The organism is Microcoleus sp. S28C3, from assembly GCF_036700785.1.
In the GTDB taxonomy this organism is placed as follows: Bacteria; Cyanobacteriota; Cyanobacteriia; order Cyanobacteriales; family Microcoleaceae; genus Microcoleus; species Microcoleus asticus.
This window is the reverse complement of record NZ_JAUBPO010000041.1, coordinates 1-25,466: the sequence shown is the minus strand read 5'-3', so window position 1 is coordinate 25,466 and position 25,466 is coordinate 1. Positions and strand designations below refer to the sequence as shown.

Here is a 25,466-nt window from a genome sequence, read left to right as displayed (position 1 = left end):
ATGAGCTGTTATATATCAACAGCGAACAGCGAACAGTCAACAGTCAACAGTCAACAATCAAGATCTAGCAAAATAACAAACCTACAAAAAAGGCAAGAAAATCATGTCTGTTTTGATTGCAGTAGAACAAGTCGAAAAAGTTTTTAATTTATCAGACGGTGGCACATACATAGCCCTCAAAGGCATCGATCTGGAAATTAAAAAAGGCGAATTTATCTCATTAATTGGACACTCGGGCTGCGGCAAATCTACGCTGCTCAATATGGTGGCAGGTTTGGATTTGCCGACATCCGGATTGGTGACAATTGAAGGGCAAAGAATCACCCAGCCAGGCCCCGATCGCATGGTAGTATTCCAAAACTATTCCCTGCTACCTTGGCGGACGGTCAGAGAAAACATTACCCTAGCCGTAGACTCGGTAATGAGCGGCTTACCCAAAGCCGAACGCCTCGAAATCATTCAAAAACACATCGATATGGTGGGCTTGACGGCCCACGCCGAGAAGCAACCCGCACTGCTGTCGGGCGGACAAAAACAGCGCGTGGCGATCGCCCGTGCTCTGGCCCTGCGCCCCAAACTGTTACTCTTAGACGAACCCTTCGGCGCTTTGGATGCTTTGACTCGCGGCAACTTGCAAGAAAAGTTGATGGAAATTTGCCAAGAGTACGAAATCAGCGCCCTGATGGTAACGCACGATGTGGATGAGGCCGTGTTGCTGAGCGATCGCATCGTCATGCTCACCAACGGCCCAGAATCGAAGATTGGCGGCATTCTCGAAGTAGACATCCCCCGCCCCCGCAAACGGATGGAAGTAGTCTCACACCCCAGCTACTACGCTCTACGTAGCGAAATGATTTACTTCCTCAACCAGCAGAAGCGCGTCAAAAAACTGCGGGCGCGGAAAGTACCCGCGATCGCCCGTCACGGCTTAGAAAAAGTCAACCTCGAACTCGGCTTCGTCCCCCTCGCAGCCTGCGCTCCCCTCGCTGTTGCTAAAGAAAAAGGCTTTTTTGCCAAGCACGGCCTCGATGAAGTCCACCTCGTGCGGGAAACAAGCTGGCGCGGCATCGTAGACGGCATCGCCGCAGGTTACTTAGACGCAGCTCAAATGCCCTCTGGAATGGCGCTGTGGTTGAGCTTGGGGGGCCACCAAGAGAAGCCGATTCCGACGGTTACAGCCCTCACCATGAGCCGCAATGGCAACGGAATTACCCTCGCGAGGCGCTTTTACGACCAAGGGATCTACACTCTGGCAGACTTTAAAAAAATGCTCCAGAGAACGCCCGCGCAAACGCACCGTATGGCGATCGTTCACCCTTCTTCGATGCACAACCTGTTGCTGCGTTACTGGCTGGCTTCCGGCGGCATTGACCCCGATCGCGATGTGTTGCTGAAAAATATCCCACCGGCTCAGATGATCGTTGACTTGCAGGGCGGCACTATTGACGGTTTCTGCGTCGGCGAACCTTGGAACTTGCGGGCATCGATGGAAGGAGTAGGCTTTACGGTGGCGACAGATTTGGAACTGTGGCCCGGACACCCCGGGAAAATTCTCGGCGTTCGGGAAGACTGGGCAAATGCTTATCCCAACACTCACATTGCTCTAGTCAAAGCTTTGCTGGAAGCTTGCAACTATTGCGCCGATCCCAATCACGCCCAAGAGGTTTCGGAAATTGTCGCGGGAAGGGAGTACGTCGCCACCGACAAAAATTACATCCAACTCGGCGACCCGAACTCTTTTGCTTGCAACCTCGATACTCCGATGCGGGAATACGCCCACCACTTGTTTTCTGGAGAGGGGGTGAATCGCCCAAGCCGGACCGAACAACTCTGGCACATGGTGCAGATGGCGCGCTGGGGCGATACTGTGTTCCCGCGCAACTGGGTGGAAATTCTGGAACGGGTGGTGCGAGTCGGTGCGTTCAGCACGGCGGCGCGAGAGCTGGGGATGGCTGATATTAATTACACTCGCGGTTCTCTCAGCTTGTTTGACGGCTCGGTGTTTAATGCTGACGATCCGATCGGCTATCTCAACAATCTGGCGATTAAACGCGATTTCACGATGGCGGAAGTTGTACTCGATTCCGGCCGCAGAGCTGCTTAGAGCAGTTTTTAGTTGGATAAAAACAAGGGAATTGCTAATTGTTAGTTTTTGGTTTTTAGCTGTTAATTGCTAATGAGCAATTCCCTCTTCATGACCTCCGTTACATCCGTTAAATCCCGTACATTGCTCGTTGCCGAACTTCCTTCTTTCTTTGCGAATCACCCACTCACAATTTCCTAAATCCATGCTCAACACCACTAAAAACGAGACGAACACCAAAACTCAAATCCAGCGGGGAAAAGGCCGCCGCCAACCTTTTTTGGTGATGGACAATGTTTACAAAGAATATCCAAACGGTTACAGGGCTTTAGAAAACGTCAATCTGAATGTAGCTGAGGGAGAGTTTATTACTCTGATCGGACACTCGGGCTGCGGCAAATCAACACTGTTAAATATGGTGTCGGGTTTTAGCCATCCCAGCCAGGGCACTGTGTCGATTAACGGGCAGCCGATTACGAAGCCGGGCCCCGATCGCATGGTGGTGTTTCAGGGTTACGCTTTGCTGCCTTGGCGGACGGTGTTTGAAAATGTTTACCTGGCGGTTAATGCTGTATTTCCGAATAAGTCGAAGGTCGAAAAAAATGCGATCGTCAAAGAGCATTTGGCGATGGTGGGATTGACAGAAGCTGCTGAGAAAAGACCGCCGCAAATTTCGGGGGGGATGAAGCAGCGGGTTTCGATCGCCCGCGCCTTGGCAATTCGCCCGAAAGTGCTGATTTTAGACGAACCTTTTGGTGCTCTGGACGCAATTACTAAGGAGGAATTGCAAGAAGAGTTGCTGAAAATCTGGAACGATCACCGCTGTACGGTGTTGATGATTACTCACGATATTGATGAAGCGCTGTTTTTGGCCGATCGACTGGTGATGATGACTAACGGCCCGTCGGCGACAATTGGCGAGGTTCTGGAGATTCCTTTTCCGCGTCCGCGCGATCGGGTTCAAATGATGGAAGATCCGGAATACTACAATTTGCGGAACTACGCCCTAGATTTCCTGTTCCGTCGCTTTGCACACGATCACGATGCCTAATCGGTTGAGAAATCAAAGTTAAACAGGAGAATATGAGACTTATCGAACAATTTTAATTCTGGTGGGGAGGAGGGGTTGGGCATCCTGCCGGCCCAAGACGCGCTTTTTTGTAGGAGTCTATTGAAAAGTTGAAGCCCCAGTGTTCCCCGATGTCAGGGGAACAGCGCTGCAGGCGCAATTTTCCCGATCCGGTTGGGTAAACTGAAGCTTAATGGTGGGCGATAAGTTTTTTCGGACGTTCGGATCTTTTTCTGAGCTTTTACGTCTACCAGCGAAGAGACCCGATTGCCTAGCTGTCGGTAAGCTGGCATGAACAGAGCCCACCTTCGATCCGAGGGTGGGCTTCTTCTTCATGTTATTAACCGTTTTTGGGCGATCGAGGGTTTGTGCATTCCACCCTTTGAACTGGCACAATGCGGGGATGTTATTACTGTTTGATGAATTAAGGTTTTTGTCAAAATAGCCGTTTTCAGTTGAGTAAAGTACAGACGATCGGCTAGGGAAACGCCTGATCCTAAGTCCGGCGCGGGGCTCTGTGACTTTTAACAATTGGTATAAGACTGATGATTGTAGCAAGACTTTTTAAAATTGGTATTACTCAGGTTTGCACGGAAAAATCCTCTGGATCAATATCCCAATTTACCCAGCGAATTGCTTCTTTAGCCGATCGCACATCAGGCGGCACTCGCAACGCATGAATGTGTCCCGTGCTCGGACAAGTCATTTTTAACAAATAAACAGGCTTTGCATTACCCGCGTTATCAAAATCATCGTCAAACTCGATGCTTAATAGAGTGTATTCCTGCCAACTATCTAATTCTGTCACCTCTAATTCTTGACAAATGCGATCGTAAGTAATTCCCTGTGTCTGCCAGTTGATTTCTCCAGTCCACGGATCGATCGATTGTTGCGATGGCAATTTGCTGGCTATTTCACGGACTAAATCCTCGCGCTGCGCCTCCCACAATGGCGTTTGCAGTTGAGTATAAAGTCGAGCTTCCAGTTGAGTTTGCAGTTGGTGTTGCAGTTCGCTTTCGAGTTGGCCCCGCCAATAACGTCGCAGTTGTTTTTCTAGCTGGCTGCGAAGTTTTCTCTCAAATTCGCTCCGCAGTTCGCTGCTGGGATTGTCCAATCGACTGACGATTATATCGGCAGCTTCGTAGGGGCGATCGACAAAAATGATTTCCGGTGCTTTTAGGCCGATCGCACTGTAAGCCGATTTTATTGTTTCCGCAGCTTGCGAGCGATTTATCGGGCCAGTAGAAAGCGCGATCGCTCTCCACTTTTCCCGATAAACTGGAATCAAAGCTGCTTGTTCAGGCGTTAGTTTTTTAACCTTAGTCTGCGACATACCTCCAACCTTGGGGCTCATATTCCCGCTGAATTCGCACCATCCAATTACCTTCGGGAATTGCGATCGCATGGTGTTCTTCGTGGCTCAATAAAGCTGTCGGTGAAAGCACCCGCAAGTACAAAGTGCCGTCTTTTTCGTAAAGTTCAGCTTGTCCCTCAATAATCTGGTGAGAATGTCCGGTGACTTCACCTTCGGCGAGAGTTAGGTGAGATTTTTTTTCTCCTTGGATTTTCGGTACGGGGGTGAGAATTACGTCGCCTTGTCGGATGGGTTGCATAGGTTTTTTCTAATTTTTGTTTGCTGGTGTCGGTCGATCGAGCTTTTCTACCGCAACTATATACTACATTCGTAATACACTGGTGTCAAGAGCCACAAACCAAGTTCAATAACTCTTTGCTGCACTGACAGACGTTATCTTGGAGTGTGAAAGTGCGATCGCAAACAGAAATGCGATAATAGAGGCGAGTTTCTAGCCTGGGTGAGGGCGGCTTGATAGATATTGTCGATATTAATGAAAGATTGTTGGTGAAAGCCATCCCTACAAATATTGTGGTTAATTTATCGAAGCAGTTATTACTTGACCTATTTGGCATTGCAACCTATTCACATCATCTTTGTTGACGAGAGAACCTACAACTTATTTGTATTGGTTGGGTCGGAGGAAGAGATTGATGTTAAAATTCCTCCAAATGGGGAGTTTTTTTAAATTATGCAAGTAGATTATACTGCAAAGTTCGATACAGCATTGAAGCTTTATTTCCTTAAAAATAGCCGCAACCAAGCTGCACGATATGCCTAATTAGACAGGCGGAAAAAGCGCTCGCATTCAATCATAACAAAAGTGGAAAATTCTGATTTTTATCCTAAAATTGAAGCAGCTATGCGCCAGCAAATGAAAGAATATAAAGGTGAGTATTGTATCCTAACAATATATTTATAAATGGGGGAGCGATCGCCCAAGCCACTTTTCCTCTAAACCGCAGAAATCCCGCGCCGAAATTCCTTAACTGCTTCAACCTTAGAAGCCATCAGCAAGCAGCGAGACAGCAGGTTGATGTCTAAACCGGGCAGAACTTCGCTTTGCTCAATTTTTTCATAACCGTGCGATCGCAAATGATACAGGCCAAATACTCCATCCTCCCAAAACCAAACTTCCGGCACTCCCAAGGCTTGGTAGCGATTCAACTTGCTCTCGCTGCCGCTAGTAAATACAACTTCGATCGAGAGGTCTGCAATGCCTCCGGATGGTCCGCCAATTAAGTAAGATTGGTCTGCTTGTGCGGATGCTTTTCTTTCTTTTTCCTGGGTAAAGCTTCCTGTGGGAGTAAAATCGATTTCTTTTTCTAAAAAATACGTACCCAGCAACAGGGCGACGACACCGCTGAAGACTTCATGTTCTGGCGAAACTGCCAAGATTTCTACCTCACCTTTGAAATAAAAAAGTCGGATGCCGGGGGTGTCAGAAAACCCCTGCTCGATTAGCTTGAATTGTGGCCAATCAATCCCGGAGTGAATTAGGCGCTGGTCTTTTGGCTTGTCTAATGTTGCTGTCATGGCACGACCTCTTTTAACTATTTTATAGCAATTTAAATTCGCACACTTTTGCAAGCACATTGGTATAGTGCGTGACATCCAAAAAACCTGTTTAAATCGAAACGATCGATGTCAGACGCACCATACAAGTTGATTTAACTATTATATTATCCTTCAAATGAAGCAACCGAAACCCGATCGCGCCCTGATTCTTTCGCCCGATAAAGCGACTCGTCGGCGATCGCAATTAGCGTCCCCGGCTGCGACATCGGCGCCGGAATGCAGCAAGCTACACCCAAACTCAGGGTCACGTATTCGCTGACAGCAGACTTAGCGTGAGCTATCTGCAAACCCCGCACCTGTTGTGCGATCATTTCAGCTACGCAAGCCGCACCTTGAATATCCGTATTCGGCAAAACTACTACAAATTCTTCTCCACCGTAACGCGCTACTAAATCGGCAGATCGCTTTACCGAACGCTGCAGAACCGCCGCCACTTGCCGCAAACATTCATCCCCCGCTTGGTGCCCGTAAGTGTCGTTGTAAAGTTTGAAATAATCGATGTCGCACATAATCAAAGACAGCGGTGCTTCTTCCCTCGCCAAACGCCGCCATTCAGTATCGAGGTATTCATTAAAAGAGTGGCGGTTTCTTACCTCAGTCAAACTGTCGTAAGTTGCTAAATACTGCAAGGCTCGATTCACAGTTTCCAACTGCTGTTTCTGCTGCTGCAACTGACGGTTGAGAACCGCCAACTGCTGTTCGGCTGAGTGCGATCGCAACAAATTTCTCACCCTCGCCAGCAATTCCCTCTCGTCAAAAGGCTTTGCAATATAATCGTCAGCACCCGCATCCAAACTTTCGATCCGAGCTTCCATCCCCGATCGCGCTGTCAAAAAGATTACCGGAGTCGATTTCAATTCTGGCGTACTGCGAATCTCCTTGAGCAAATCTAGTCCGTTTTGTCTCGGCATGATTTGGTCGCTCACAATCAAATTTGGCTGCAAAGTTTTTGCTTTTTCTAAACCTTCAACCCCGTCACTCGCCAGGGCGACTCTATAGTACGGAGTTAATAAAGTTTGGAGGTAAGCCTGCAGAAAATCGTTGTCTTCTACTACCAGCAACAGCGGTAATTCTCTGCTGTCTGGTGTTAATTCTTCGCCATTATTTTTGTCGTCAAAACTGTGATGTTCCGGCAGCGGGGTGTGGGGTGCGATCGCCCCGCTATTTCCCGTACCCCACTCTCCTGAGCCGAATCCAGTCAGTCCTGCCAATTGGGCGATCGCGCTCACCAACTGATTCGCTTCCACCGGCTTCGACAAATGCCTCTGAAAGCCCGCCTCCAGCGCCGATGCCGAATCTTCTTCGTGGATGCCTCCCGTCAGCGCCACGGCCGGCAGCAGTTCCCTGTGCTCGGACATTTCCATTGCTCTGATGCGGCGGATCAAATCGCAGCCGTCGGCTCCGGAAACGGTCATATCGCTCACCAACACGTCGGGCCGCGACTGTTGCAACTCGGCCATCGCTTCGCCGGCGCTACCCACTGCTATTACCTTGGCTCCAAATGCTTCGAGACCAGTTTTGAGAAATTGCCGGATCTCGGCGGTGCTTTCCACCACCAGGACTTGCTTTCCCGCTAGGGGTTTGGAGACCGATCCAGGTCTGCTTTCCATTTGGGCGATCGCAGCAGTGCGATCGTCGGGTGCATTTTTCTTGGCAATCGGTAGCAGCACCCCAAAGGTCGCCCCCTGACCGAGGCCGGGACTCGAAGCCCAAACACTTCCCCCGTGCAGTTCCACCAACTGCCGCACAATTGAGAGCCCCAGACCAAGCCGGTGCTGTTCCTTGGTCTGGAAGCTCTCTGCGGGGCGGAAGTAGTCAAAGATGTGTGGCAGAAATTTGGGATCGATCCCGCAACCGCTGTCGCTGACGCGAATCAAGACGCCCGACGCAGTAGGCTCGGTCCGCACTTGAACTGGGTTTCGTGCCGATTCAGGGGTGAATTTGATGGCGTTGGTAAGGAGGTTCCAAACTACTTGCTGCAAGCGTTCTGCATCTGCCAAAACGTAGCTGACGGCGGGGTCAAAATGTGTTTCTACGCGGATGTTTTTGGCATCGGCGGCGGGGCGGAGGGTGCCGAGCGCAGATTCTATGATAGACGGGAGGTGAACTCGGCCGATGTTCAGGCACACTTTCCCCCGCAGCAGCCGCGAGAGGTCGAGGAGATTGTCTATTTGCCGGTTTTGTAATTTGGCGTTGCGCTCGATGATTTCCAAAGCGCGGCTGGTGGTGGCTTCGTTTAAATGGCGCGATCGAGCTAGCTGCACCCATCCCAAAATCGCGCTCAGGGGCGATCGCAGTTCGTGGGAGGCGATCGCCAGAAATTCGTCTTTTGCCCGGTTTGCTTCGGCTTGGGCTGCTTCAACGGCTTTGCGATCGGTGATGTCGAATCCGATCGCCAAATACTGACAGGGTTTTCCCTTGCAGCCCCACAGCGGAACTACTGCTGCGTACACCCAATAATCACTTCCATTCTTGGTTGTATTCTTAATGTCTCCTTGCCAAACTTCACCTTTGGCAACTGTTGACAGCATATTTTTGATTAATTCCGAAGACTTATATTCCGAATGGAGGATGCCAAAGTGGCTGCCGATCAATTCTCCGCGCGAATAGTTGGACATTGAGCAAACTCGATCGCTGACGTAGGTGATAATTCCTCGCGCGTTCGTCCTCACCGCAAGTGCCGATCTGTTGATCGCCCCCTTAAAATCTAAACATTCTTGCAGCGACGAATCTAGTTCTTTTACCGTAGAAATTTTGCCTGGGCGATCGGTCGTGTCCGGTTGCTGGCGATCGGTCTTATCCTTGCTCCGTTGTTGGATTTCCATTGCTTCTATTTTCCCCTGACGGCTGACACCTAATCTACTCGCATCCTGATTCATTATCACTATTTTGCTTCCCGCGCCGGCGGGTGTAATATTTTGTATCTCTACATCTTCCTGAAAATTTGGCAGGTACCACATCCACTCGGGAGTCACCTCAATTTTTGTTGATAGTTGGCTAAACTTTGTCAATCTGAGGACTGATTTTCTGATATCTAGCCGACCATCGGCTGCTGGCTAATTTGCTTTGATGTTCGATCTTTTATCTTTTACGAGGGGGAATTACGGAGAAATTTAGGGTGTCGATCGCGAGCCTCAAGTTGCATTCTTGTTTTAAACTGGTATCATAAGCGTCAATTTTTTGCTCACAATTACTCCTCGGATCTGGCGCAAAGTCTCCTCTTGCGCAGGCTTTCGGGTTTGTGGCTTTTGACCTCATATCCTCTCCAGCAGATATATATGCAGGGCTAGACAGTTCCCAAATCATTGGCGGGTTTTGGCGAATAAAGTCCGTGTCTGGCGATCGTCCGCAACTTCTGTTAAATTAATTCCTTCTAGATCTTGACAGGTCTGTATATTATTTGTATTATAAAATGTAGTATACCCTCAAACGAGAGCAGTCAAAGTGTATTGACGCACTATTGACGCACTCAACTATTAACATTTTGAGAAAAATAGTCTGTGAATTTAGACGCTGTACGCGAGCAATTTGAAGAAAGAGCATTTAATTATGACGGCTTAATTCCTCGCCTCATTCCGCAGTATCGCGAGCAACACGAGCTAATATTGCAGTTACTCGTTTCTGAAACTAATGCTAACATAAAAGTTCTGGATTTAGGCGCGGGAACTGGCATACTGTCGGCTGTGATTTTGTCAGCATTTCCTCGGGCAACTGTCCTCGCCTTTGATATAGCGGAAAATATGCTAAAAATTTGCCAAACTAACTTGTCCGCTTTCCGAGAAAGGCTGACCTTGCAGCAAGGAAACTTTGCCGAAGACGATTTCGGCAGCGGCTACGATTTGGTAGTTTCTGGGTTGGCAATCCACCACCTCCACAGCGCAGGTAAACGACAGCTATTTCAGAAACTTTTCCACTCCATGAATCCAGGGGGAATCTTGCTAATTCGAGATATTGTCACAGGTGCTACTCCCCGGCTGACTGAGCAATACGAACAGTTGTGGCGGCAGTACATGAAAGCTAACGGAGAAGACGATGCAGCCTGGTTCCAAAAATATTTAGAAGAAGATATTCCCTCCTCTGTGGAAGAGCAGACTAAGTGGCTGGCAGAAGCTGGTTTTGCAGACGCCGGATGTCACTGGCGCTACCTGAATTTTGCTATTTTTGGCGGAGTTAAGAAGTGAATGCAACTGGGTTAGGCTGCCTTAGGATAAATCTGCGATTGCGACAAAAATCTTAACGGAGCGAATTTAGTATCTAAATATGCTATAAATTAACGTTTCACTATCATGAAAACCATCTGGAATCGCATTGACTCTTGGCTTGCCGCTAATGCGCCAGAAATCCTGAACAATCTGCAACCGGGAGCAACCCCTGAAGCTATAAAAGCAGCCGAACAATTTTTAGAAATCGAGTTTCCTGAAGATGTAAAATCATCTTACCGCATTCATAACGGTCAGTTTGAAGAGAGCTATTCAGTAATGCCGTACGGGCACTTTCTTTGTTTAGAAGGAATGATAAGAGAGTGGAATTCTTGGAAAAAATTACTGGATACAGGCGACTTTAATGAGGAAGATGGCAATGATTATGGCTGCGCTTCAGATGGACTGATTCGGACAGAATTATGGTGGAATCCTAAATGGATTCCGATCGCTTCCGACCTCAGCGGCGACAGTCTTTGTTTGGATTTAGATCCAGCACTAGGAGGTCAAGTTGGGCAAATTATTTTTATGTGCCACGATGATGGTTACAGAGGCTTTATTACTAAAAGTTGGCGAGAATGGTTGGAACAGTTAGCCACAGATTTAGAAGCTGGTAAATATACAGCAATTTCCAGGTTTATGGAGTACGGTTGCAAGGGTTTGTCAACCATTTTGGTAAGTGCTTGGGATTAAGGTGTACTCTATTTGCCTGGAATCTGCTGTATATATGAGAAAAAAAGACTTTATTTGAAAAAACCAAATGAATAATTCACGCTTAGTCAAAATTAGCAAATACCTCAGCCGACATTTGCGACACGCTCCGGATCGCATCGGCATTCAACTCGCTCCAGGCGGCTGGGTTCCTGTTAGCGAACTCCTCGCTGCGTGCCAAAAAAATAACTTCCCTGTTCAGCTTGCAGAACTCAAGGAAGTAGTCGTGCAAAACGACAAAAAACGCTTTTCATTCAACTCCACAGGCACTCTAATTCGTGCCAACCAAGGACACAGCGTAGAGGTTGACTTGCAGTTAGAACCCGCGCTTCCCCCGGATATTTTATACCACGGAACAGGCAGCACTGCCGTCGAGTCTATTCTCAGTCAAGGAATTAGGAAAATGTCGCGGCATCATGTTCATTTGTCGGTAGATATCCCGACGGCGCGCCAAGTAGGTGGAAGACATGGCATCCCGGCTATCTTTACTGTAGATGCCGCAGCAATGCAACGCGACGGCCATACATTTTACTGCTCAGCTAACAAAGTTTGGCTAGTAGATTTTGTGCCACCCAATTATCTCAAAATAAGTTGATAAATTTCCGGTTTTTTGTATAAAATGTACAAAAAATGTTTTAACATAAGAGTAAGTAGGAGTTTTGCAAAATGAGTGCGGCAGATATGGGCGATCGCGACAACAATTTCAATCAAAACAATCCTCAAAATCGAGGGCTTCTCGGCTCTGGGTGGCGACCTTTTTACCGTCAATTTGATTGGGATCACCTGCTACACTTAGCGTCTAGCGACCCCTTAGAACTAGCTCAAAAAACTTTAGGTGCAGCTAGCGACATTGCCGATGCAATGGGACGACATCAATATACCTGGTGGGCAAATATTTTAAATGTATTCTCGGAAAATACTCGCTACGAAATTGATGAGTTTTGGGATTACATTACTCCGCAGCCAGTTTACCCGGATTACCGCTACAAAGACGTTTTAGTTACCGAAACGCCGGTGGTACAATTGGTCAGCCGCGCTAGCATTCCCATTGACTACGTTCTCAACAAACTCCAAGAAATTACTCTTTTCAAAGTTCTGGATTTGCTGGGAAAACCGGATGCGATCACCCAGTCTTTTATGGAGCGACATTTTTCTTATTCCCCGGAGCGCTTTATTAGCTGGGAACGCTTGGAAGTTTTGGGTACTGTTTATGCTTATTGGGCCCGATTAGGCTGTTGGCTGCAAATTGACAGCTACGACAGGGGAAGACGCTGCTACACTCTGATTTCCCAAGATATTGCGCCGCTCGTTAGCAAGGCAACTTACAATTTAGCGGTGATTCTGGGCGGGTACAAAAGCCGCGTCGGACAGGTTCACAGCCAGTTCCCCATTCGGACGTTTTCTGCGGAGGTTCAAAGTTTTACCGATACAGTTCAGCAAGCAATTCTGGATCAAAATCAGTTGGCTGTTTTGGTCAGCGGCGAACCGGGGACGGGCAAAACTGCTTGGACGCAAGCGGTAGCAAAGGAAATTTTAGTGCCGCTGGGTTATGTAATTTTTATCTTAGACCACGATGCTGTGGAAAATTTTGTGCCTCCGAGTTATTTAGAGCGGATTTGTATTATTATCAATGAGGCTGATAATTTGGCTCAAGATCGATCGACCGCAGAGGGTCAACGCACTAACAAAACTGAACACATTTTGAGTTTGCTGGATGGAACTTTGTATCAAAGTGTCATCGACGATAACGGGATTCAATTTGGACAAAAGCTCGTAGTTTTGATGACTTGCAACACTACTGAAAGATTAGATCCTGCAATGTTACGCAAAGGGAGAGTGGATTTTACCAGTGAATTTACGCACAAATTTGTTTGAGCGGTCTCTTAAATTCTCAAGCTATCTGGGCGATCGCACTGGCTACACGATCTCATACCATGTTCCATTTTCGATTTTCAATTAAAGAATGGGGAATGACTGATGAAGCTCAAGGTTTCGATCGCAGGCCTACAGTTGCATTCTTTTGGGAAATTGTATAAAATACCGAACAATTACCAGGAAATCTTCTCAATCTCCAAGTTTGGGGAAAAATTTCTTGACTACCTATAGACTATTGGTGTCAACTATCCCCTAAAACCCTTTGTCTATCTCGTTTTTGCCTAGTCTCGTTCCCCTCTTGCGCCCCCGAATAGTCGGGGGACGCAAGAGAGAACTCCAGTCTCCTGCGAGTATTCGGGGGCGCTCCGCCGATCTGTGGCTAATCGTCAAACAGCACTCGGACACTAGATTTGCTCTTAAGTTGACAGTAATGCCTATAGACATATCCCCATCAAAAATGATATCACTGATGGGTGATACCCTCTAAGGGGATCGTCCTAGAGAGCCAATCAGGGAAACACAGCATTTTTGGTCTCAAACAGAATTTTTCAAACTAGACAGCTATGGAGGAAATCCCAAACCGTGCAAACTAAGCCAGTTCAGCAAAAAAGTCAGGGACTGGGAAAGTACGCCGACGGGACTGTCCCGCTCGCCCAACAACCCCTAGAGGCAGCCGTGTCCGATAGTAAAGACAGATTTCGGCGGTTTGTTGAGCGCTCCGCCGACGCCGTGGCAATGGTAGATTGTGAAATGCGCTATCTGTCGGTTTCTCGTCGCTGGGAAACAGATTGCGGGATTGGCCGCGGGGAGGCGATCGGCCGATCTCATTGGGAACTGTTCCCGAATCTCCCGGGATATTGGGAGCAAAACGCCCAGGCTTGTTTGACCGGAGTTTTGAAATACAGCGAGTTTGTGACAGGGCAACCGATCGCATCTGTATCAGGAAAAATCGCAGGCGGTTCTTTCAGCGCGTCGGTAAAATGGATATTTCAACCTTGGAAAAATAACGAAGGTGCGATCGGCGGTTTGATCCTGTTGGCCTCTGAGATAGCTGAGGATCTCGCTCAAACACATGGCTATAATAAATTTCAGTCTGAGGCCAAAAGCAAGCAGTTAGAAACAATACCGCAACTAACTCAAATTGCCCTCGAAAATGCTGCTGATACAATCTTTTTTACTACCTCCGACGGTGAAATTTGTTATGCGAACAAAGCTGCTTGCCATCTTTTCGGCTACTCGGAATCGGAACTGCTTAACCTGAGGGTGAGCGACATCGATTCGCAGTTGTCAGCATCGGATTGGCCAGAACACTGGGAGCAACTCAAGCAGCAAACCAACCTCACTTTTGAAACCAGTTATACAACCAAAGACGGTGCCCATTTTCCCGTCGAAGTTAAAGTCAATTATTTAGAATACGGCGGCTGCGAATACCGCTGCGCGATCGCCCGCGACATTTCCGCTCGCCAAGTAGCAGAATCAGGGCTTGTAGAGGCGAAAGAGCAACTTCAAGCTGTTTTGGACGCCGTGCCGGGATTAGTTTCGTGGGTAAGTTCCGATTTGCGCTACTTGGGAGTAAACCGACATTTAGCTAGCGCTTACAAAATGCCTGCCGAACTATTTGCCGGTCAAAAAGTAGGTTTTTTAGAGACAAGTCCCAAATTTAACGATTTAGTATACGATTTCTTTGCCAACCCTGAAAAGAAGACATCTCAGGAAGTAACAGCGAGCATCCGAGGAGAAAATAAAACTTATTTAATTGTCGCTCAAAAATACCATAACAGTGCGGCTGCGGTATTTGTGGGAGTAGATATTACAGCAAGCAAACACTCTCTTTTGGCTTTGCAAGAATCAGAAGAACGCCTGCGGCAGCAAGCGGCGAAATTAGAGCAGACGCTGTTAATTTTGCAGCGAACTCAAACTCAACTGATTCAAACAGAAAAAATGTCTTCTCTGGGGCAGTTAGTAGCAGGAATAGCCCACGAAATTAACAATCCAGTTAGTTTTATTTCCGGCAATGTCAGCCACGCCACGGGCTACATTCAAGAACTGCTGCGATCGATCGACCTTTACCAAAAGTATTATCCCCATCCCGTGCCGGAAATTCAATATCTGATGGACGAATTAGACTTAGAATTTATTAAAAAAGACTTGCCAAAATTGTTAAATTCAATGAAAGTCGGTTCCGAAAGGATTCGGGATGTCGTGCGATCGCTCCGGTTGTTCTCGCGTACCGACGAAGCCCAAATGAAGCCGGCAGATATCCACGAAGGTTTGGACAGCACTTTGCTGATCTTGCAAAATCGCCTGCAAGCTAAAGGGGGACGCCCGGGGATATCTCTAGTTAAAGAATACGGGGATTTGCCGCGAGTCCGCTGCTATGCGGGACACTTAAACCAAGTGTTCATGCACTTGTTGACAAATGCGATCGACGCTTTAGAAGAAGGGGGGAGAAATTCCGAAAAGCCTGGTAAAATGCCAAATAAATCTTTCTTGTCTTCGGTCAGGCCGGCATCTGAAATGTTCAATCCCGAAATTCGGATTCGGACCTCCGTGGTAGAGGGAAAGGAAGTTGCGATCGCGATTAGCGACAACGGCCCTGGCATGACTGAAGAAGTCCTCGGCTGCATCTTTGACCCTTTATTTACCACTAAATGTCCGGACACTAGCACAGGTTTGGGTCTAGCAATATCCCAACATTTAGTAGTAGAAAAGCACGGCGGTAAGTTGCACTGTGTTTCGCGTCCGGGACAGGGAACTGAGTTGATAATTAAAATTGCGATCGGCAACGATTAATTGACTTCACCCAAAGCTGGAGACAAGCTCTCGCCCAAAGTCACCCAGAGCAAAAAACTTGAGATTTTAGTTGAACAGTCTTGGAGGCAGAACTTCTGTATGTAGGTGTTCTTCGGCACACCTTACCGCTATAATTCGCGCGTCCAACATTTTTTTAGTAACGCCTGTTTAAACGCCCAGAGTGCGGTTTTAGAGTCAATGCTAAAATCTAAAACATAAAATCTAAAATCGAGTGATTAAAAATGGGAAAATAATATGATAATTGAGTGGCTGAGATTTAAAGTACCTCCCGAAAAGTGGGAGGCGTTTATTCGGCGAGATGAAGAAGTTTGGACGGCCGGACTAAGAAATTTCCCAGGTTATTTGGGCAAAGAAATTTGGGTGGATGCGGTGGAAAATGAGGTGGTGATGTTGATTCGCTGGGAGACTAGGGAGCAGTGGAAGTCGGTTCCGCAAAGCACAATAGATGAGTTGGATGCCCAAATGGGCGATTTGCAAATTGCGATCGCCGAAAGTCGCGAATATCAAGTTCGCAAGTTTTTGCATTAGTTAGTCAGCAGTGATTAGTTAGGAGTTAGGAATCAAGCGTCCCATCTTCGATCGAGATTCCGGGAACTTGACAAAAGTCTCGTTGGGGCGTTGCTGATTTAGGGTATGAAAGCCTAAATATGCAAGTCATAGAAACCAGCATCCACAAAACTTCGGGATTTATAAGTTATTTTTTTCATACGCTGATTAAGCAACGCCTTTTTTACTAATGCCATAATTCTCAATGTCTTCCCACCCTTGCGCTCCGGCGATGATAGCAAAAATTGCGATCGCTAGGATCTCGGTGAGTTGATGTTTCTTAGTTCGCTCGACTCTGGGGTCTTTAATATCTGCAAAATGTGCGACTAAACGGGCGTTGAATATATTGAATCTCTGCTACTTCCCGAAGCGGTAGTTGAGGAAGAGAGCTTTTTTTGGCAGAGGTAGATTTGCTCTCAAAACCCTGAGACATAAAGTGTATTCCTAAATATTTTATGGGTGACATTGCTGTCATCTCACTTATTTGACTCATTGTCAAGTACAATTTATACCAAATTAGATGAGCTTACCCTGACTAAAAACCTCCATTACTTAAACACAGAAAAAATATTTTTTGACTTTTAATTTCCAAAAGGGGTAACTTTTTCGGCTCCTTGACTAGGCTTGGCGATGTATATGCCTGCCAAAACTATAGAAAAAGCCAACCAGTTCAGAGGACTTAACTGTTCTGAAAAAATTATCCAAGCAAGTATAGCAGTAATCACCGGATCGAGCAGCAAGAACACGGCAACGAACCCAGAAGAAAATCCTTTGAGGTTATAAGCCTGAAGACTTTGACCCAAAACTTGGCAGACCAAGGCTTGGGCAATTATTGTTAACCAGCCAGCCCAGGAATAGGGAAAAAGTACATCTTCCGTTAGCAGAACGATGGGGAAAGTTAACAGTGCCCCGCAGCAGGAACACCACAAAAGTATGGTTGTTGCTGAAAACTTGGCTCGAAGTTTTTCTACAGTCAGCAGATTGGCTGCAGAAAAGACAGCAGATAGTAGGGCCAGCGAGTCACCTGTGAAGTTATCACTCGCTACCTGCAAATCGCCCAGTCCAATTAAGATTGATCCGCTGATGGCGATTACCATGCCAATGAGGAATCTGCCCTCAAAACATTGACTGAGAAACAGCCATCCCATCAGAGTCGTGAACAGCGGGGTTACGTTATGCAGCAGATTAGAGTTAGCCACACTTGTCTGGGTGAGTGACCAAGCCCAGGTTATTAATGTGCCTGAGAACAAACAACTCATTACTAGCAACAAGACTACATCGCTGACTGTGTAATGCTCCTTTTCGAGCAAGGAGTCGTGGAAGTGTCTTTCCCTAAAGGTCTCGAACACCTTCCCTAATCCTAAAATGATAGTGGCTACCCAGAAGCGATTGAATACTGTCGCAACCGGACCCAGCTCCCGTTCGCTCAATCTGATGAAGATGGCGGCAAAGGATAAGGCAAGGATCGCCAGAAATAATGAAGTTAGTCCGATACTCCCTTGGAGTGGCTGCGCGATCGCACCTGGTGTCTGCTCTATCTGTTGCTGTGATGGTTTCAGTTCAATTGTCATCTTCACTTCTCAAAGTAGTATCTGCGCCACGCAAATCGTGGCGCAAGCTAATAGCATTACTCTTGCATTCCCGCATACAGGAGTCGGACAAATAAGCGGACACCATCATCATTTTTCAAAGTTGAATAGGAGGGAGCTTTACTGTTACCGATCGCACGCAAATCCGAGAGCAGTTCTGGATGAAATTGGCAAGTAAACGAGCGTCTAATTTTCTTAGTTTCAAAGTCTTTGTAATTAATGCAGGTTGCCGAACATTCGGTAACTATTTCACCATCTTCCTCTGCTGTTGAACAAAGAATTTCAATAGCGTCGGGCAGTTGTATTAGCCAACTCAGAGAGCTACCAGCTATGATGTGCCGATAGGGAACAATAGCGTCATGAATACTGCGGTAAGCCCAGTTGGCAAACAATATTGCTTCTTCGTTGACTTCATCGGAATGAAACATCGAAATTGACACTCTTGCCTCATATTGAATTGTTGTGTCAATCACGCCTTCATGGCTGTCGGCTGTGACATCATGAGCATGAATAATTTCCCAAGGAATACCTAAAGCATCGCCGTCGGGAGACTGATAAGGCAACAACACACGATCGCCTACTTCTTTTAATTCATTGCGCGTCACGGCAAAATGCTCGTCATTCCAGCCTGTAGCAACAACTCGTCCATCACGCTTTTTGACTTCGAGTGTCTTGCCCATTGCTTCGATGCGCTGGCAGACTCCTTGCAACGATCTGAGTGCTTTGCTCTCCTTATCGCGTTCTAAAGATGTCATATTGAGGACTTGTTTGACTGCACGCCGGATGAGTCGGATGTGACATTCAGCAGCTAACTGGTGTCCTACACAAATGAATATTGCCGGGGCACTGGTGGGCGATCGCGAGATCAATAATTTTTCCACTAATGCAAACATATCCTCTCGCGGACAGGCCGGACTTGTCCAGGTAGAGGCATCGTATGTCGATGGATGGCCACCTTCGACTACCACTGCATAACCAGAGTTAATTGCCGGAACAACTATTTCTGGATCGAGGACTCCTGTTGACCAAACAGGTAGTAATACTGAGTCCATATCGGCGACTTTCTGAGCAATGTATGCGACATTTTTGGAAGCCCGAACATCTTCGCCATTAGCGTTAACGCCTACGTGTTCCCAAGGTTCTATAATAGTAATACAGTTGCGTAACAAATTGGGATGCAACAGTAGAAACTCCAAGTCTGACTGTGAATTAATCACTTTTTCTAAAGGCTTGGCGTGTCCCCACTCAAAAATGCCGTCGCTGGCAAATAGTTCTTTTTCCAAAAGCGGGTCTTCTGAAGTTCTATCGGCTAAAAAACGACCTAACAAAATATGTGCCGATTCAAAATCCGATCTGCCTTCATGCAAGTAGCCAGGAGTTAGTCGCCAGTCGGCTGTGGTGGTTGTATATTGTTGAACTTTGATAGATTCTATGCTCATAATTTATCTCGTTCTGTTGTTAGAAAACTTAAGCTTGTACTCACAGGAACTGCACAAAGTATGTATACTCAACAAGCTATTTTCTAAATGAGGAAAAAAATTAGATTAACTTTATATACCCCCTCTCAGACCAAAGTTCATCGCTCCGTATTATTGCAACTATTGTACATTGTACATCGATAGCGCCATCAAGTTTCATCCTCAGCTAAAGTAATCAGTCCATCATCTAAGGTGAGATTTAACTGGTTATCCAAAGGTATTAAATCAATACCAAAGCTTTGATTTTTATCTTTGGCTCTGGTACTAATTATTACGCCAATACACAATTCATTACGGTTTTGTGCAGCTAATACACAATCAGCAAAAGTCAGCTTGCTAATCTGTTCTGGGGGAAAGTAAAGCGATATTGGCTTGACATACAGTTCGCTACCTTCCGATGAAAACAAATCACGATAGATTGACATTATATCAGGCTCTTGGGATACCTGGGATAAAATTTTTGATACAAATTGATCGGTGAGGAGAAAGTCTTTTACCCGGCTTTGATTACCAAGCTTGATTTTGAGAGAATTTTTTCATTTTGCTTGTCACATTTATCACTTATCCTTTGTTGATTTATCAACTTATGTTTTGAGTTTATGTTCGTCGAATTTTACCATACTTATAAAAATTAAGTAATTAAGATATGGCTGAGTCTGGGAACGAGAAACGAGAAAATGGAAGCCGTCCGGGGTCTGATAATATCAAATCCGGTTAATCAGCCACACAAGGAAGTGGGCAGGGGATATGAGGCATGGCGCATGAGGTATCAGGGAAGTCAGTGCAATTAGCCGGATTTGATATCACCCCTGATTCGCTAACATCATCTTACAAGAGAAGGGGAGTGTTAAGAATGCGACCAGAGGTCTACTTAAATTCACATCTTGCACCAATCTCAAGAACAGGCTTTCCGGCCTGTTCCACAAAAGATGAATTTTCTTGTGGGGCGGCAGGATGCCCATCCTTGAAAGACTTATTGACAATGATGCAAGATGTCTGTTTAAACCGATTGTGTCAGGTGAGGCAAAGAATGTGATATTTATGCAAGTTCCACGAATACGGTGCTGCGGGCAAACTCCTCCTCCGGCGAAAAGTATGGAGCTTTATCAACCAGCGTAAGGTCAAAACGGTATGTCTCGTGAAGGAATTTGCCGCTGATGAGAGCCGATTCCAAATCCTTGATGTATTCTTCGGCGATCGTGCAAGCCTCCTTAATACGTTTGCGATCGCGAATGTCTAACAGCTTCTGCAATGTTGCTCTCACCCCTACCTAGCGTGAAGCTGCCTTGAGAATATTGACCGACATTCTCACAATCAATTAGACAAATATGACTGACGCAAATGCCAGACGAGCTCGCGCCGCATTTCGCTGAGAATCCGCTGTCCCCGTTCACAATGTTCCAACTTGATGTCATCGACATAGAACCGCACCAGCGTGTCTCGCGTGTAATCTCCCTTCAAGTCATTGATCCAGATTTTGGGGTCTTGCCATTCATTGCGTGAACTCTTGAAGTTTTCTCGCAACCATTCGCGAAAGCGTTCTACCAATTCGTCTAATCGCGTGTCTAACCCTTTGGGATTACTAATTGCCCATAACAGCTTGTTAACTTTGATCTTCAACAAATCAATCTTCTGTTCCCACTCTTGCTTCAACGTTTGCTGGTCTTCTTGAAATAGGTCAGGGTCTTTCAACCAGTATTTATACCAACGGCGTATCAGCCCAATCAACGTACTCTCGGATACTGTTCCCGTAGCTTCACTGAGCAAGCGTCTGCGACGGTCATGGCGATCGGACTTTGTTGATTCCAGTCCAATCTTTTGACAAAGTTCCAGATAGTATGCTTGCACTGTTCGCCGCTCCTCTACATCTAATCCACCCCTTTCTAATTGGGAGATGAGATCGGCTAGGTGCGCCAAACCCATTTCAATCTCAGCTAGTAAAGTATTCACCTCAGTCTCAGCTAACAAGCGTTGCCGTCCCGTTTCTCGCTTCTGTTGCGCTTTTATCCCAGGTATAGAGCAACCATAAAACTCGTCAACTAATTCTAACTTCTTGTCAATTTCGCCCATGGTATCGGGGTGCGCCAGCACGACTTTTTCCATCATGGAGATGGCTAGAGCCGGCGCAACATCTGCTTTGATGGGAATGGCGATCGTGTAGTAGTAATGATTGGTCGGACGGCTGAGGTTAATAATTTCCTGCCCTTCAAACGCGGCATTGGGGATGTAAATCTGTGAGTGCGTGTCAATGAGATACAGTTCGGTTAATCGCAGCCCAATGTGTTTGATCACGCCTCTTCTACCGTTGGCTAGCTCAATCACATCCCCAAAGCGAAACGGTGTATCGATGAGCAAGACTAACCCACTGAAGAAGTTTGCCAGAATGTCTTTTAGCGCAAACCCCAAGATAAAACTGATTCCTCCGATGGCAACTAACAAACCTTGGATGTCAACACCGAATGCCTGGAGAAACAGCAGTCCACCCACCAAGTAAACAATTAAAGGGAGAACATTTTGTAGTATCGGAGTGAGAACATCATCCCACATTGCCTCGGAGCGTGCGGCATACTGGCTAAAAGCATAAGGCACAACCTCGGTGAGCAATTGAACCACCCAAAAGGTGGCGATAAGGACAAGAAAAGCGGTCAAGCCTCGCTGGAACCAAGTAATGTAAATTGTAGGAGCGATAGATAGCGTCTGCAATGCCAGCTTGAAACCGATCGCGAACACAATGAGTGTCAGCGGCGTTTGTGAGACGTTGAGTGCAACTAACACCAGGTCGGAGGTAAATTGACGGAAAACCCTCCGCAAAATACCAAACAGTAGGTAGAGAACAATAACGACAACACCAAGAATGCCGAAGTTAAGCAACAATGCACCCCATCCTGGAGCAGGCAAAATAGCTAACAGAAACGTAGAACTGCCGATCGTCCTCATTTGGAAACCGGCTCCACAGATCCGTAAAGTATGTAAAAAATAGTGCTTGACATAGTATTAGATAGGTGTTAATTAATGAAAGGGATGCTTTTTCAAAAATAGAAATATAAAAAAACTAAAACCAGCATTTAGCTCCTGGATTTGCTAGAGAAGACTTCTCAATCGCTACGAAGCACAGTTGCTTCACAGCCAATCATAATTTTTTATGTTTTATAGTTGTTTCACCCCTAATGAATGAATCCAATAAAACGACGATGGCGCTCGCCTCATTATTTGTCGGTGTAGTCGCCCTATCTTTTGGCTCTATCTTCATTAGATGGAGTGAAGCTGAACTCAGCCCCAATGCTACAATATTTAATCGCTTTTGGCTAGGTAGTGTCGTATTCGGGCTGTGGCAAGGATACAAGGCGATACGTCAGAGACTTTCTGGTGACAAACCCGTTCAACAGCATTCATACACCAGTCAGGAGCTTTTGCTATTGCTGGGTGCTGGGATTTTTTTTGCTGCCACCTTAGCCTTTGTAGCTTGGTCGCTGACTCAAACCAGCGTCGCTATCTCGACAATCCTACACAATCTCACCCCGATCTTTACCAGCTTAGGAGCGTGGTTGTTATTCGGTCAAGGCTTTAACCGCCAATTTCTGATTGGGATGGTCGTCGCCATTGGGGGAGCGATCGCCATTGAAATCGAGCAAATACAAATGGCTGCTGGTGAGGTAACAGGAGGCATAGCTGCCATCCTTTCTGCGGTTTTCATGGGTGCATATCTGCTGGTGGTAGAACAACTGAGAACCAAATTTGACCCCATCACAATTCAGTTGTGGGTTTGTGCGATCGCTACCCTATCCATCTTGCCGATGCTTGTGTTCGCTCAAGAGCGGGTTTTTCCTTCTTCACTGAATGGATGGCTGTGCGTCATTTTTTTCGCCCTCGTCTGCCAAGTTTTAGGTCAAGGACTTTTAACCTATAGCGTTGGTGGCTTGTCCTCAGTGGTTGTCTCCTTAGTACATTTGTTAGAGCCAGTATTTAGCAGCATTTTGGCTTGGGCAATATTTTGGGAAAAGTTAAGTTTCTCGAATTGGGTAGGTTTTGCCCTAGTTCTCATCGGTCTATACCTAGCCGTATCTAGCCAAGCTGTTGTTCGTCTCCCACAAAATCGGCTAGAGAGCGGTTAGTCACCATTACTGTTTCTTTCAACGGTAAGCAAGTGAAAAAGACTTGGCTCAAAAAATCTGCACAACTCGATGTCAATACATTTGCTAAAAAGTATGACAGCCAAACAGGAATTAGCACAGCAACCGTCGTCCAGAACACCTGCTTGGCTCGCAACTGCTGAAGGTGAAAATACAAGACTCAGATACGCTCTGGCTCGATTGAAGAGAAAAACTATTTTTTAATTCTAAATCCGAAGAAATGCTCAAACATTCAATTCGTTTACTAATTCACGCTCCTCAAATTCGAGGAAGTTCCCATTCCATATTCAAGTAATTATTTAGATACTCTGATTTGAACGCTATTCGACCTGCCTCCGTCATCGGTGAGAGCCAAATCATACCTCTGTTCACCAACGCCAAAACTTTTGTAACCTAATTAGGACTTATGCACCGTAATTCTCAGGACAAGGGTTTGAGGTTCTAGATCCTGCGGAGCCACTGCGCTAATGCGATCGCTCAGAATGACACAATTTGGCACTCAGTGCGTAAGTCCTAACAGCGATTATGATTAACATAAGTAGGTCAACTTAACTAATATTATGGCAGATCAAAAACAACCACCAAGTAAAACGCCACAGGAGGCACAAGAAGCCGATACTAAAGAGAATTTCGATATAAAAACTCATACAATCTCGTCCCGACTGCTCAAGGCGATTCAAGCCCCGACCCCCAGCGAACTTCTTGCCAAGGCAAACTACATGAATCGCAAGCATGAACCGGGGAGCATTGATTTTACTGAGGGTGACGCTCACGAACTGCCCCCACCAGGCTTTGTAGAAGCCCTTCAGCGCTGGAGCATTCCGCAAAATGAGAGTTGGTTCGGTTACAAAGACAACCTTCCACAAGCACGAGTCGCTGTGTCAGAAGGTCTGAAGATGCAACGCGGGATCGCGATCGCACCTGAAGATATTTTCCTGACCAACGGTAGTCTGATTAGTCTGAATATTTGTCTTCAGATGCTGACCGAAATAGGAGACGAGGTGATTATCATCACCCCACCTTGGCTAAATTACAGGCGGATGATTCATGTCGCTGGTGCAGTTCCGGTTGGCGTTGCAGTCAATCCAACTACTTTCGATCTGGATCTCGATGCGATCGCCGCTGCCATAACTGAACGTACCAGAGCGATCGTTATCAATTCACCCCACAACCCCACAGGCAAGATTTTTTCAGCAACAACCCTACAACAATTAGCAAATCTGCTCACCAATGCCTCCCATCGCTACGGTAAACCAATCTACCTGATTTCCGATGAAACCTTCAGCCGCATTGTATTCGATCGACGAACTTGTCCCAGTCCCACCCAGTTCTACCCGTTTTCCTTCCTGATCTATGGCTACAGTAAGGTCTGGATGGCTCCCGGTCAACGCATCGGCTATATTGCCTTGCCACCCACAATGCCTGAACGTGAGTCAATACGGCGCATAATTCGGACACTGCAAGGTAGTCCCTTTGGTTGGTGTTTCCCCAGTGCCCTGATGCAATACGCCCTCACAGATTTGGATGAACTCACCATCGATATGGAGCATCTACAACACAAGCGGGATCGGATGGTGAAGGCACTCCAGGAAATGGGTTACAAATTACAAATACCTGAAGGGACATTCTTTTTGTTAGTAGAGTCACCTTGGTCAGACGATTGTGCTTTTGCCGAATTGCTAGCTCGCCACGATGTTTTTGTCTTCCCTGGGACACCCCAGGAAATACCGGGTTATTTCCGAATTTCTCTGACTGCCAACCAAGACATGATTTCCCGTGCCCTGCCGAAATTTCAAGCAGCTATAGAACACGCTACTGCCCAAGCATTGGGTGGAGTTTAGTCGGAAGTTTTTTTCTCAACATCAAACGGCAATACAACATTATAAAATACTAGAGACATTCTGATGGCGACTTACAATAATATTCTGGAAGCGGTTGGCAGAACTCCCCTAATTAAACTTAATACAACAGTTCGGACATATTTTGGGAGAGTCAGGCTCTGAGAGAGCCGTATTCTAGGAGTTTTCGGTAGTTTGGATT

The 25,466-nt window shown here is 46.5% G+C and carries 22 protein-coding genes and 1 pseudogene; 13 read left to right on the top strand and 10 right to left on the bottom strand.

Going from position 1 to position 25,466, the window contains the following annotated elements:
* Positions 1-103 precede the first annotated feature (103 nt).
* Both QUA13_RS14330 and QUA13_RS14325 read left to right on the top strand, forming a co-directional pair.
* Positions 104-2,104: a nitrate ABC transporter ATP-binding protein gene (locus QUA13_RS14330; protein WP_333199460.1), complete on the top strand. Its 2,001-nt coding sequence runs from the start codon at positions 104-106 to the stop codon at positions 2,102-2,104.
* 184 nt (positions 2,105-2,288) lie between these two features.
* Positions 2,289-3,134 carry a nitrate ABC transporter ATP-binding protein gene (locus QUA13_RS14325; protein WP_333199458.1) on the top strand — a complete coding sequence of 282 codons (846 nt, stop codon included), beginning with the start codon at positions 2,289-2,291 and terminating at the stop codon, positions 3,132-3,134.
* 598 nt (positions 3,135-3,732) lie between these two features.
* Here the strand turns inward: QUA13_RS14325 and QUA13_RS14320 are convergent.
* The gene (locus QUA13_RS14320) at positions 3,733-4,485 is read right to left on the bottom strand and encodes a hypothetical protein (protein ID WP_333199455.1); all 753 of its coding nucleotides are present in this window, start codon (positions 4,483-4,485) and stop codon (positions 3,733-3,735) included.
* Positions 4,472-4,765, bottom strand: a complete 294-nt coding sequence (locus QUA13_RS14315) for a hypothetical protein (RefSeq protein WP_333199453.1) — start codon at positions 4,763-4,765, stop codon at positions 4,472-4,474. Before QUA13_RS14315 ends, QUA13_RS14320 begins: the two co-directional genes overlap by 14 nt.
* Before the next feature lie 270 nt (positions 4,766-5,035).
* Between QUA13_RS14315 and QUA13_RS32780 the strand changes: the two genes are divergently transcribed.
* Positions 5,036-5,194 carry a DUF6888 family protein gene (locus QUA13_RS32780; protein WP_445242715.1) on the top strand — a complete coding sequence of 53 codons (159 nt, stop codon included), beginning with the start codon at positions 5,036-5,038 and terminating at the stop codon, positions 5,192-5,194.
* A 266-nt stretch (positions 5,195-5,460) separates the two neighbouring features.
* On the opposite strand, the gene QUA13_RS14310 is transcribed toward QUA13_RS32780, so the two are convergent.
* Entirely contained in the window at positions 5,461-6,042 is a 582-nt protein-coding gene (locus QUA13_RS14310) for a Uma2 family endonuclease (protein ID WP_333199452.1), read from the bottom strand.
* A gap of 146 nt (positions 6,043-6,188) precedes the next feature.
* A complete protein-coding gene (locus QUA13_RS14305) occupies positions 6,189-9,095 on the bottom strand; it encodes a diguanylate cyclase (protein ID WP_333199450.1) in 2,907 nt (968 codons plus the stop codon).
* 489 nt (positions 9,096-9,584) lie between these two features.
* Between QUA13_RS14305 and QUA13_RS14300 the strand changes: the two genes are divergently transcribed.
* From QUA13_RS14300 to QUA13_RS14270, 7 genes are all read left to right on the top strand, one after another.
* A complete protein-coding gene (locus QUA13_RS14300; RefSeq protein WP_333199448.1) occupies positions 9,585-10,265 on the top strand; it encodes a methyltransferase domain-containing protein in 681 nt (226 codons plus the stop codon).
* Between the two features lie 105 nt (positions 10,266-10,370).
* On the top strand, positions 10,371-10,976 hold the full coding sequence (locus QUA13_RS14295) for an SMI1/KNR4 family protein (RefSeq protein WP_333199446.1): 606 nt from the start codon (positions 10,371-10,373) through the stop codon (positions 10,974-10,976).
* 67 nt (positions 10,977-11,043) lie between these two features.
* Positions 11,044-11,589, top strand: a complete 546-nt coding sequence (locus QUA13_RS14290) for an RNA 2'-phosphotransferase (protein WP_333191098.1) — start codon at positions 11,044-11,046, stop codon at positions 11,587-11,589.
* 71 nt (positions 11,590-11,660) lie between these two features.
* Positions 11,661-12,869: an AAA family ATPase gene (locus QUA13_RS14285; protein WP_333199444.1), complete on the top strand. Its 1,209-nt coding sequence runs from the start codon at positions 11,661-11,663 to the stop codon at positions 12,867-12,869.
* Entirely contained in the window at positions 12,866-13,030 is a 165-nt protein-coding gene (locus QUA13_RS14280) for a hypothetical protein (protein ID WP_333199442.1), read from the top strand. The genes QUA13_RS14285 and QUA13_RS14280 overlap by 4 nt, the downstream gene beginning before the upstream one ends.
* A gap of 421 nt (positions 13,031-13,451) precedes the next feature.
* Entirely contained in the window at positions 13,452-15,662 is a 2,211-nt protein-coding gene (locus tag QUA13_RS14275; RefSeq protein WP_333199440.1) for a PAS domain S-box protein, read from the top strand.
* Positions 15,663-15,917: 255 nt separating this feature from the next.
* The gene (locus tag QUA13_RS14270) at positions 15,918-16,211 is read left to right on the top strand and encodes a TIGR03792 family protein (RefSeq protein ID WP_333199438.1); all 294 of its coding nucleotides are present in this window, start codon (positions 15,918-15,920) and stop codon (positions 16,209-16,211) included.
* 198 nt (positions 16,212-16,409) lie between these two features.
* Here QUA13_RS14270 and QUA13_RS14265 read toward each other — a convergent pair.
* From QUA13_RS14265 to QUA13_RS14240, 6 genes and pseudogenes are all read right to left on the bottom strand, one after another.
* A pseudogene (locus QUA13_RS14265) lies at positions 16,410-16,574 on the bottom strand (transposase family protein); the annotation flags it as partial.
* A 236-nt stretch (positions 16,575-16,810) separates the two neighbouring features.
* Positions 16,811-17,800 carry a DMT family transporter gene (locus QUA13_RS14260; protein WP_333199436.1) on the bottom strand — a complete coding sequence of 330 codons (990 nt, stop codon included), beginning with the start codon at positions 17,798-17,800 and terminating at the stop codon, positions 16,811-16,813.
* A gap of 56 nt (positions 17,801-17,856) precedes the next feature.
* Positions 17,857-19,257 carry a hypothetical protein gene (locus QUA13_RS14255; RefSeq protein ID WP_333199434.1) on the bottom strand — a complete coding sequence of 467 codons (1,401 nt, stop codon included), beginning with the start codon at positions 19,255-19,257 and terminating at the stop codon, positions 17,857-17,859.
* A gap of 188 nt (positions 19,258-19,445) precedes the next feature.
* Positions 19,446-19,721: a hypothetical protein gene (locus tag QUA13_RS14250; protein ID WP_333199432.1), complete on the bottom strand. Its 276-nt coding sequence runs from the start codon at positions 19,719-19,721 to the stop codon at positions 19,446-19,448.
* Positions 19,722-20,335: 614 nt separating this feature from the next.
* The gene (locus QUA13_RS14245) at positions 20,336-20,548 is read right to left on the bottom strand and encodes a hypothetical protein (protein WP_333199430.1); all 213 of its coding nucleotides are present in this window, start codon (positions 20,546-20,548) and stop codon (positions 20,336-20,338) included.
* A gap of 62 nt (positions 20,549-20,610) precedes the next feature.
* Complete coding sequence (locus QUA13_RS14240) at positions 20,611-22,233, bottom strand: mechanosensitive ion channel family protein (protein ID WP_333199428.1); 1,623 nt, start codon at positions 22,231-22,233, stop codon at positions 20,611-20,613.
* A gap of 230 nt (positions 22,234-22,463) precedes the next feature.
* Between QUA13_RS14240 and QUA13_RS14235 the strand changes: the two genes are divergently transcribed.
* The 3 genes from QUA13_RS14235 to QUA13_RS14225 all read left to right on the top strand — a co-directional run bounded on the left by QUA13_RS14235 (position 22,464) and on the right by QUA13_RS14225 (position 25,267).
* A complete protein-coding gene (locus tag QUA13_RS14235; RefSeq protein WP_333199426.1) occupies positions 22,464-23,408 on the top strand; it encodes a DMT family transporter in 945 nt (314 codons plus the stop codon).
* Positions 23,409-23,440: 32 nt separating this feature from the next.
* Positions 23,441-23,569 carry a hypothetical protein gene (locus QUA13_RS14230; RefSeq protein WP_333199424.1) on the top strand — a complete coding sequence of 43 codons (129 nt, stop codon included), beginning with the start codon at positions 23,441-23,443 and terminating at the stop codon, positions 23,567-23,569.
* Positions 23,570-23,986: 417 nt separating this feature from the next.
* On the top strand, positions 23,987-25,267 hold the full coding sequence (locus QUA13_RS14225) for an aminotransferase class I/II-fold pyridoxal phosphate-dependent enzyme (RefSeq protein ID WP_333199422.1): 1,281 nt from the start codon (positions 23,987-23,989) through the stop codon (positions 25,265-25,267).
* The last annotated feature ends 199 nt before the right edge of the window (positions 25,268-25,466 follow it).